The sequence below is a fragment of the Streptomyces sp. MS19 genome (assembly GCF_047200595.1).
In the GTDB taxonomy this organism is placed as follows: domain Bacteria; phylum Actinomycetota; class Actinomycetes; order Streptomycetales; family Streptomycetaceae; genus Streptomyces.
Genome location: NZ_JBJZOH010000093.1, coordinates 1 through 1006 on the forward strand (window position 1 = coordinate 1; position 1006 = coordinate 1006).

Below are 1006 nucleotides of genomic sequence, written 5' to 3' on the forward strand. Positions count from 1 at the left end.
TTCTCTGGCTGAACGTGATCGCCTGGGTACAGGGGGTGGGGTTCGTGGGGCGTGCGTCGGACTGGAGTCCGTTGGATCTGGAGGGGGACCCGACGCCGGGTGATCCGGGTGAGGTGCGGCGTCTGGCGGACGAGCTCCAGGAGTTCGCGGACGATGTGGGGGAGGCGCTGGGGAAGATCCGGTCGATGGCGTCGGATCGTGCGGTGCTGGACTGGGCGGGGTTGTCGGCGGAGGCGTTCCGCAGCGAGTTTGATGGTGTGCCGGGGAATCTGACGAAGTTGCAGGCTTCGTACGATTTGTGTGCGCGGGCGTTGCAGGGGTATTGGCCGAAGCTGGAGACGGCGCAGGGTCAGGCGGATCGTGCGTTGGAGCGGGCGGTCGTGGCGCAGGCTGATCTGGTGTCGGCGCGGGGTGCGTTGGGGGATGCGCAGGGGTGGGTGTCGCGTGCGGGGGAGGAGGCGGAGCGTCTTCAGCGGGAGGGGGAGCGGGCGGGTGCGCCTGCGCCGGATGAGGGGGAGGTGCGTGCGGCGGCGCGGGATCGGCGGGCGGCGGATGAGGCGCGGGGTGCGGCGCAGGGGCGGGTGGATGCGGCGGAGTCGTCGCTGGCTGCTGCGCGGGAGTTGGCGGAGCAGGCGCGGGCGATGCGGGAGGAGGCGGCACGGGAGGCGGCGCGGGATATCGACGAGGCGTCGGACGCGGGGATTCAGAACCGTAGTTGGTGGGAGAACCTGGTGCGGTGGGTCACTGAGGCGTGGGACACGCTGGTGGCGATCTGCAAGGTGATCGTGGCGGTGCTGGGGGTGATCGTTCTGATCATCGGGGGGCCGTTGGCGTGGGTGGTGCTGGCGGCGGCGGTGGTGGTGCTGGCGGACACGTTGATCAAGTTCGCGCGGGGTGAGGGGTCCCTGCTCGATGTGGCGTTCGCGGCGCTGGACTGTATTCCGGGGATGCGGGGGCTGACGACGCTGGGTGGTCTCGCCCGCGGCATCCGCGGCGGCATCGGCGC

Annotated in this window: 1 protein-coding gene; it reads left to right on the plus strand. The window is 71.0% G+C overall.

Annotated elements, in window-relative coordinates; all coding sequences use genetic code 11:
- Positions 1-1006 (plus strand): WXG100 family type VII secretion target (locus ACL02R_RS30020; RefSeq protein ID WP_412800117.1); only part of this gene is annotated, 1006 nt, incomplete at both ends.